This window comes from Streptomonospora mangrovi, from assembly GCF_027604915.1.
Classification (GTDB): Bacteria; Actinomycetota; Actinomycetes; order Streptosporangiales; family Streptosporangiaceae; genus Streptomonospora; species Streptomonospora mangrovi.
The window spans coordinates 1-7,340 of the sequence record NZ_JAJAQC010000105.1 but is presented as its reverse complement, the minus strand read 5'-3'; the positions used below and the strand labels follow the sequence as shown (position 1 = coordinate 7,340).

Sequence of the window (7,340 nt, the reverse complement as noted above, 5' to 3'; positions counted from 1 at the left end):
GGTTGGGTTTGCGGTGGTTATGGTGGGAGGGTCACACCCGGTCTCTTTCCGAACCCGGTCGTTAAGCCTCTTTGCGCTGATGGTACTGCCCTGTTGTGGGGTGGGAGAGTAGGTTGCTGCCGCAATTCATTTGAGTGGGGGGACTCCTTTGGGGGTCCCCCCATTTTTTATGCCCGAATACGTTCCGGAACCGCCGACCGGCCGCTCCCCCAGCCATGCGCGCCCGCGTACCCGCGCCTTCGGGCGGCCTCGTCGCGGCCTTCCGCACAGGCACGCCCCACACCTCCCACACGGCCGCGTTCGCCCCTCCCCTCCCCCCTCCCCATCGGCACGGAACGCGATACCTCCCCTACCGTTGGCTCTCCCGAGGGTGAACTAATGGCAATGTTGTCGTTACGTCGACATGTCCATGAAGGGATCCATCGATGCCGATCGAGTTGAGCGACGAGGGTCTGCGCGCCGCCCGCATGAACTCCCAGTTGCTGATGGGGCCGCCCGCGGCCGGTGTCGTCGGGGCCGTCCGCGGTGCCGCCGCAATCCAGGCGCAGGACCTCAACGCCTCGCGCCTGGCCGTGCGCGCCCGCACGTCCGGCCTCGTCCTCGCGGACATGCGTCGGGCCATCGCCGAGGAGCGCTCCATCGTCCGTACCTGGGCCATGCGCGGCACCCTCCACGCGCTTCCGGCCGCCGACGCGGGCTGGATGGTGGGCCTGCTCGGGCCCGTGTTCGCGGCCAAGACCGCCCGGCGCCGGGCCGAGCTGGGCCTGGACGACGACCTGTGCGCCCGAGCGGAGTCGGTGATCCCCGACGTCCTCTCCGGCGGGCGGGCACTGACCCGCGACGAACTGGTCGATGAACTCCTCACCGCCGGCGTCGCCCTCCCCACCACCGGCCAGGCCCCGGCGCACCTCGTCTCCTACGCGGCGATGCGCGGGCTGATCTGCCGGGGGCCCGACCGGGAGAACGGCAAGCCCACCTATGTCCTCACCCGCGAGTGGGTGGGCACCTGGGAGTCCCGGGACACCGACTCCGCGCTGGCCAAGCTCGCGCGGCGCTACCTCTGGGGGCACGGCCCGGCCGGCCTCGCCGACTTCACCGCGTGGTCGGGGCTTCCGGCGGACATGGCGCGGCGCGGCTGGGAGCTGGTCGCCAAGGACACCGAGGAGGTCGGCACGCCCTACGGGCCGATGCGGGCGCCGCGCGAGTTCGCCGAGGCGCTGCCCGCCCCACCCTCACCGTGGCAGGTGCGGATGGTCGGGGCGTTCGACTCCTACCTGCTGGGCTACAAGGACCGCGGCTTCGCCGTCCCGGGGCGGCACGCGCACACGATCACGCCGGGTGGCGGGATCATCCATCCGGCGGTGCTGGTCAACGGCCGGGCCGTGGCGCGCTGGAAGTGGGCGGCCGACCGCCGCACGGTGGTCGTGGAGCCGTTCGGCGCGCTGGCGCCCGAGCTGCCGCAGGGCATCGTGGCCGAGGTGGTGGACATCGGCCGCTTCCTCGGGGTGGAGACCCGGCTGGAGATCACCGAGCCGCCGCGGCGTCGGTCCGGCCCCGCTGGCTCGCCGACCGAGGCGCACACGGGAGCCGAGGGCGCCCCGCAGCCGAGCGGGGGCGCGTCCTGACGGCTGTCCCGGCAGGCGTCCAGGGCTGCGGCATCCGGGGGTGCGGCGCCCACACAGCAGCGGCGTCACCGGACGCAAGGCCGGGGGACGCAAGTCCCGGGAAGCGCGGCAGCACGCCCGCACGCGGCGCGAAGGGAGCGGCCGGTGGCCCGGCGGCCGGGTGCGGCCGTCACCACGGGCAGGGAGGCGCGGTGAGGGCTGTGCGCGCGGGCGGCGAAGGCCGCCGGAGCCCGGTGAAGGCTATGGGGGCTAGTCGTCGTCGGAGTCGACCCCCGAGGGACTCTCCAGAAGCTGGCGCAGCAGCGCCATGAACTCTTCGTCGCTCATCGCGGCCCAGTCCACACGCTCGTTCATGCTGAGCGGTTTCCCCAGCTTGAAGATCAATAAGCCTAAAAGGTCGGTTCCGCTGGATAATTCTGGGTAAACGGGGAAAGGGCGTTCGTAGACCAGGCGTAAAGCCGCTGCTCAGAGGCTGCGGTTCACCGCGCCGCGGCACTGCGGGCAGCGGCAGCGCTTGTTGTAGCCGGTAACCGTGCCGTGGGGCAGGGCGGGGTCGCGCTCGGCCGTGAGCGTGGAGTCGAGCTGCTCGCCGAAGGTGGTCAGGATACGCGCGGCCGAGAACACGCGCTGGGTGCTGACACCGAGTTCACGCGCGGCGTCATCGATGTGGACGCCCTTGCGCAGCTTGGCGATCAACCGCGAACGCGTGGGCGGAGGGAGTTCCTCCTCGGCGTTGGCGATGAGCTGCTCGGTGTCGTTCATCGGATAGCTCATGGGGTTCCTTGCCTGTGCACGGGTGCATACTCCCGTCGATTCCCTTGCATCGTATGCCCTCGCGGCGACACCCGCGGCGGCGCGCGCGGCGTCGGCCCTGGCCGGTCGTGCCAGGCCGGTCACACCGCCCACCACGTGGAATACCGCCCAGGCGGGTCCGGTTGTCGGTGGTGGGCAGGGCCTGCCACGGGCCGCCCCCGGACGAGGTGCGCCGTACCCGGCAGTGACAAGACGGCGCGGTGTCAGCACTGAGCCGACTTCGGAGGCGTTCATGGCCTGGGTTCTTCTTGTCCTGTCCGGTGTTCTCGAAAGCGTGTGGGCCACCGCGCTCGCCGCGTCGCAAGGGCTGTCGCGGCTGTGGCCGTCGGTGGTGTTCGGTGTGGCCCTGGTGATGAGCATGGGGGGCCTGGCGCTGGCGCTGCGCAGCATCCCTGTGGGCACCGGCTACGCGGTCTGGGTGGGCATCGGCGCGGTCGGCACCGCGATCATCGGCATGACGTGGCTGGGCGAGGGCGTGTCCACGGCAAAGATCCTGTGCCTGGTGCTCATCGTGAGCGGTGTGGTGGGGCTGAAGGTTTTGCACTGACGCCGCGCGCCCCCGGGGACCGTGCCGGCCGTGCCGGTCCCCTCGGCGGGTCGACGGGCACGGGCGCCCACGCGCTCGCGTCCCTGTCGACCCGCACCCGCCCCTGGAGCCCCCGCCGTTCTCACGCGTCCGGCGGGGGCTCCCCCTCTCCCCGCTTCCTTCCCCCGCTCCCCGCGTTCTCCCCGTGCTCCTCCGCCGCTCCGCGGCCCGCATTGGGGCCGCCCGAAGGAGCGCGATCCGGACGGCCGCCAATCCGCCCCCGGCCTCGCGCGTTCCCCGACGTCGCGGCGCCTTACGCAGCGTGGCGCATTAACAGTGCTCACGCTGGTGATATGCCGTCCCTTCCAGCGCGGCGGCGGCGCGCCCGGAGCGGGAGGTTGACCGGCAAAGTATCGAAATCGGGGACCAATTTCTAGAAACGCATTGCTAGAGGCTAGGTCTGGTGCTTCTCTAGTGCCACAACACCGGTACTCAGCGTGCACGGGACAGGCGCCATGACCAGCCCCACTGTTCGACGCCGTCGCCTATCAGCGGAATTGCGCCGACGACGCGTCCAAGCAGGAATGACCCTCAGCGATGTCGCCGACGTACTTGAATGGTCCCCGGCGAAACTCGGACATATCGAGACGGGTATCCGCAAATGGCCTTCTGTTATGGAGGTCTCCGCGCTGCTCAAGCTCTACGGCGTCACCGGCGGCCAGCGCGAGGCCATCCTGACCATGGTCCGGGAGTCGCGGCTGCGCCCGTGGTGGACGGAGTACGAGGACGTCATCTCCTCGGCCTACGTCGGCAACGAGGCGGGCGCGGTGGCCATCGACACCTACGCCGGCATGGTCGTGCCCGACCTCCTCCAGGTGCCCGAGTACACCGCGGCGCTCGCGCGCTCCCAGGGCTACGACGAGAGCGGGGTGGAGCGCATGGTGGCCGCCTTCCTCAAGCGCCAGGAGGTGCTCGACCGCGACTCCCTGGAGCGCTACCACGCCATCGTGGAGGAGGACGCGCTGCGCCGGGTCAGCGGCGACTCCGAACTGCTGCACGCCCAACTCCGCCGGATCATCGACCTCGCCCGCGGCCACGACCGCGTGGTCGTGCAGTTGCTGCCCACCTCGGCAGGGCTGCACGCGGGCAGCGCGGGGCCGTTCACGGTGCTGGAGTTCGACGAGGGCGAGGCGTCCCTGGCGTTCGTGGAGGCCACCCACGGCGGCGGGATCGTGGAGTCCGAGGACGGCGTGGCCGCCTGCCAGCAGGTCTGGCGGCGCCTGGTGGCGGCGGCCAACTCCCCCGAGTCCACCCTGACCACCCTGAAACGCCTTTCACTGCTGACCTGAGTCCCGGCCGCGTCGGGCGGGAACCCCGCGGCCGGGTTGCTAGTCTGCTGGGGAGACAACCCCATAAAGTTCTCTAGTGACGCCTTCCGCTCAGGAGACGGGCAGGGACCCCGGCGCCCGCGCCGCCCTCTCGACCTCCGGGCCGCCGCGTCGCTGTCCGATTCCCGTATCCGTGATCGAAGAAGGGGTGCACACCGTGAAGAAGATCATCGTGCTCGTGCTGGTGGCCCTCGGCGCGTTTGCCGTGTACCGCAAGATCCAGGCCGACCGCGCCGAGCTTGACCTCTGGACCGAGGCCACGGCCGGCGACAACTGACCGAACCGGTCCCCCCGTCGGCCTCGGCGCCCGCCGCGCCGGCGGTCCGACACGTTCGGCGTACCCGAAGCCGTGGGAGGGCGTCGTCCCCTGCGCCCCCACGCTTCCGGGCGCCGCAGCGCGCGATGCCCCCGTGGTCAAGCCCCGCAATACGGTAACGGGCACGGGCGGCCTGGCGGTATGCTCGTCCCTGATCAAGCCGGGGCCATAGCTCAGCTGGCAGAGCGCCGGTTTTGCATACCGGAGGTCAGGGGTTCGACTCCCCTTGGCTCCACCAGGGTTCTCGCAGGCAGAACACACCGCATCGGCCGCCCCCGTCCACGACGGGGGCGGCCGATGCACATTTAATGCACATGCCTCCGTGCGTCACGCTGCCCGTCCAGCCCGCCCCGATGATGTGGACTGCGCCTTGCGGAGCGCGGCTTCCCGCCGCTTCCCCATGTGCTCGGCGACCTCGTCCAGGCGGTCAGGGAACAGGTGCCCGTAGGTGTCGAGGGTCATCGTGGCCGTCTTGTGGCCCAGCATCGTTTGAACGACCTTGACGTCCGCACCCGAGGCGATCGCCAGCGACGCGGCCGTGTGACGCAGCTTGTGCGCCGTTACCCCGAGGGACGCCAGCCCGGCCGCCTTCACGGCGGGACCGAAGACGCGACTGCGGAAGTTGTCGTAGTGCAGCGGCCCGCCCATAGGCGCGGTGAAGACTAACTCTTCCGCGTCCTTGCCATCGACCAGCGGACGCAGCTCCCCGACGAGGAAGGCCGGCACGGGAACCGCGCGCTGTTCGTGGTTCTTGGGCGTATCGGTGTAGAGCTTGCCCGCTTCCCGCCCGTACGTCTCTTCGACGTGCACCCGTTTGCGGGAGAGGTCGACACGTCCGACCTTGAGCGCCGAGACCTCTCCCCAGCGGAGCCCGGTGTAGGCGAGCAGGAGCACCAGGGCGCGGTACTCCCCCGCGCTGTCGGCGAGCCGCTCGGTCTGCACGGGATCGAGGTACACATGCTCGCCGGGCTTCACCATGGGGAGCGGGACACCTTTGGCCGGGTTGACCATGATGCGGCCCGCCTTCACCGCCCACGCCAGTACGTGCGAAAGCGTGTAGTAGACCTTGCGAACGTAGGAGGGGCTGAGGCTCCGGGCGCGCTTGCCGGGTTCGCGGACCAACCGGTTCACCCAGTCCACCACCGCCTCGAAACGCACCTGGTTGACCGGCACCTTGCCCTACTCGGGGAGGACGTAGTTGTCCAGGTATTCGCGGTAGTCCCGCCGAGTGGAGCGCTTCAGATGGTGTTGCGCGTCCAGCCACTTCTCCGCGACCTCGGCCAGCGGTGCTTTCCCGGCGGAAGGATCGCTAAAGGTGCCGGTCTCCAACTGGCGCTCGATCTCGGCTTGCCGCCGCTCGGCGTCGGGCTTCTTCTTGTAGGTCCCCCCGCTCTTCAACTGCCCTGTTGCCGAGTAATAACGAACCAGCCAGCGAGCAGGGGGAGTGCGCTTCGCGGCCTTGGCACGCGCGACTTGTTCCCGGTATCGCTTGTCCTGCTGCCGGTCGTAAATCCACACCCGCGCCATGTTGTGTTTCCTTTCTGGTCTGCGTTGTTCGGTTACCGGGTGCGGACCCAGGCATGGACTTCGGCGGGCACGTAGCGGACGTAGCGGCCGATGCGGTGGGAGGGCGGTCCGTCGCCCTTGTAACGCCACTCGTAAAGCGTCTTGGCCGGAACGCCGAGGAATCGGGCAGCGTCCTGAACCGACCAGAGTTGCTGCGGAACGGTGATCTCGGGGTCGGCGGTGGCGGTGGTCATGCGGCCCTTCCCTGAGTTGCCGAAAGACTGGACTGGCGAGCGGAGTCGAGTTGGGCGCGGCGTTTGAGGGCTTCGCCGACCGCGCGCAGGAGACGGTGTTCGCGGGGCGGGACGTCGGGGTCAGTGGGGCGTGCCAGCTCCCAGGCGTGGTTGCCGGAGGCCACGGAGGCGAGCGCCGGGGGTTGTTGGGCGTCGTGGTCCTGGCCCTCCTCGCCGGGGCGGACGCCGAGGGCGTTGAGGACCCAGGTGAGGCGGTCGGCTTTGTGGTCGGCCATGGTCTTGCCCGACCATTTGCGGGAGACCAGCACCCGGCGTCCGGCGTAGCCGAGGTGTTCGCGGCGGTGGGCCTTGGATTGGCAGTAGCCCGGCACCATCCCCGGCTTGGGGTTGTCGGGCTGGATGCCGTAGCGCAGCCAGTTGGTGCACCGGGGAGAGCAGGGCTCGAACCGCAGGGCCTCAACGAGCCGCTCGACATGGCGGGCTTGGGCGTCGGTGGTGACCTCGTGGCATTCGGCGATGTCCTTGGTCAGGTACTTCGCGAGGTAGCGCACGCACCGGTCGGCATCCGGGGACCCGGCCAGGACGCCTTTGGCGTCCACCTGCGGCCCGAAGCGGACCACGTGCATCGGCTCGGCGTCGGGATCGGCGTCCAGGGCGTCCAGCGCCTCATCCCAGGTCGGCAGCACCTCACCCGTGCGGGGATCAACGTAGGTCCCTACCGCTTCGTCCCAGACGGGCAGGTTCGCCCCGTCATAGACCACCTCATCGGCGGGCGGCCACCACACCTGGTGGTAGGTGGCCGCCGCGATCTGGCGCAGCTCCGCGCGCGGGCCCGTCCCGCGTGTGGCCATGTGCAGGTGCGGCGCCAGCCGCCGTTGCGGCTCCACCGTGGCGAAGTACTGCACATCAAAG

Annotated in this window: 9 protein-coding genes, 1 tRNA gene, 1 rRNA gene and 1 riboswitch; of the genes, 6 read left to right on the top strand and 5 right to left on the bottom strand. The window is 70.1% G+C overall.

Annotated features, from left to right (window positions below; all coding sequences use genetic code 11):
• Positions 1–9 precede the first annotated feature (9 nt).
• Together rrf and LG943_RS27465 are read left to right on the top strand one after the other, a co-directional pair.
• Positions 10–125, top strand: a 5S ribosomal RNA gene (rrf, locus tag LG943_RS27470).
• Positions 126–425: 300 nt separating this feature from the next.
• Positions 426–1,625: a winged helix DNA-binding domain-containing protein gene (locus LG943_RS27465; RefSeq protein ID WP_270075291.1), complete on the top strand. Its 1,200-nt coding sequence runs from the start codon at positions 426–428 to the stop codon at positions 1,623–1,625.
• A 465-nt stretch (positions 1,626–2,090) separates the two neighbouring features.
• On the opposite strand, the gene LG943_RS27460 is transcribed toward LG943_RS27465, so the two are convergent.
• The gene (locus LG943_RS27460) at positions 2,091–2,399 is read right to left on the bottom strand and encodes a hypothetical protein (RefSeq protein WP_270075290.1); all 309 of its coding nucleotides are present in this window, start codon (positions 2,397–2,399) and stop codon (positions 2,091–2,093) included.
• Positions 2,400–2,572: 173 nt separating this feature from the next.
• A riboswitch (guanidine-III (ykkC-III) riboswitch) is annotated at positions 2,573–2,640 on the top strand.
• A gap of 30 nt (positions 2,641–2,670) precedes the next feature.
• On the opposite strand from LG943_RS27460, the gene LG943_RS27455 reads away from it, so the two are divergent.
• From LG943_RS27455 to LG943_RS27440, 4 genes are all read left to right on the top strand, one after another.
• Positions 2,671–2,985 carry a DMT family transporter gene (locus LG943_RS27455; RefSeq protein ID WP_270075289.1) on the top strand — a complete coding sequence of 105 codons (315 nt, stop codon included), beginning with the start codon at positions 2,671–2,673 and terminating at the stop codon, positions 2,983–2,985.
• Between the two features lie 494 nt (positions 2,986–3,479).
• Positions 3,480–4,313, top strand: a complete 834-nt coding sequence (locus tag LG943_RS27450) for a helix-turn-helix domain-containing protein (RefSeq protein WP_270075288.1) — start codon at positions 3,480–3,482, stop codon at positions 4,311–4,313.
• A 196-nt stretch (positions 4,314–4,509) separates the two neighbouring features.
• Positions 4,510–4,629 carry a DLW-39 family protein gene (locus LG943_RS27445; RefSeq protein ID WP_217783044.1) on the top strand — a complete coding sequence of 40 codons (120 nt, stop codon included), beginning with the start codon at positions 4,510–4,512 and terminating at the stop codon, positions 4,627–4,629.
• A 201-nt stretch (positions 4,630–4,830) separates the two neighbouring features.
• Positions 4,831–4,906 (top strand) — tRNA-Ala (locus LG943_RS27440).
• A gap of 89 nt (positions 4,907–4,995) precedes the next feature.
• Here LG943_RS27440 and LG943_RS27435 read toward each other — a convergent pair.
• The 4 genes from LG943_RS27435 to LG943_RS27420 form a co-directional block, all read right to left on the bottom strand.
• Entirely contained in the window at positions 4,996–5,841 is an 846-nt protein-coding gene (locus LG943_RS27435; RefSeq protein ID WP_270075286.1) for a tyrosine-type recombinase/integrase, read from the bottom strand.
• A gap of 6 nt (positions 5,842–5,847) precedes the next feature.
• A complete protein-coding gene (locus LG943_RS27430) occupies positions 5,848–6,186 on the bottom strand; it encodes a hypothetical protein (RefSeq protein WP_270075285.1) in 339 nt (112 codons plus the stop codon).
• A gap of 41 nt (positions 6,187–6,227) precedes the next feature.
• Positions 6,228–6,428, bottom strand: a complete 201-nt coding sequence (locus LG943_RS27425; protein ID WP_270075284.1) for a helix-turn-helix transcriptional regulator — start codon at positions 6,426–6,428, stop codon at positions 6,228–6,230.
• The coding region (locus LG943_RS27420; protein WP_333486446.1) for a replication initiator at positions 6,425–7,340 on the bottom strand (916 nt) is incomplete at its 5' end. The genes LG943_RS27425 and LG943_RS27420, both read right to left, overlap by 4 nt.

Coding starts and splice junctions, on each gene's coding strand:
- LG943_RS27465 (WP_270075291.1), top strand. CDS start 426: ATGCCGATCGAGTTGAGCGACGAGGGTCTGCGCGCCGCCCGCATGAAC.
- LG943_RS27460 (WP_270075290.1), bottom strand. CDS start 2,399: ATGAGCTATCCGATGAACGACACCGAGCAGCTCATCGCCAACGCCGAG.
- LG943_RS27455 (WP_270075289.1), top strand. CDS start 2,671: ATGGCCTGGGTTCTTCTTGTCCTGTCCGGTGTTCTCGAAAGCGTGTGG.
- LG943_RS27450 (WP_270075288.1), top strand. CDS start 3,480: ATGACCAGCCCCACTGTTCGACGCCGTCGCCTATCAGCGGAATTGCGC.
- LG943_RS27425 (WP_270075284.1), bottom strand. CDS start 6,428: ATGACCACCGCCACCGCCGACCCCGAGATCACCGTTCCGCAGCAACTC.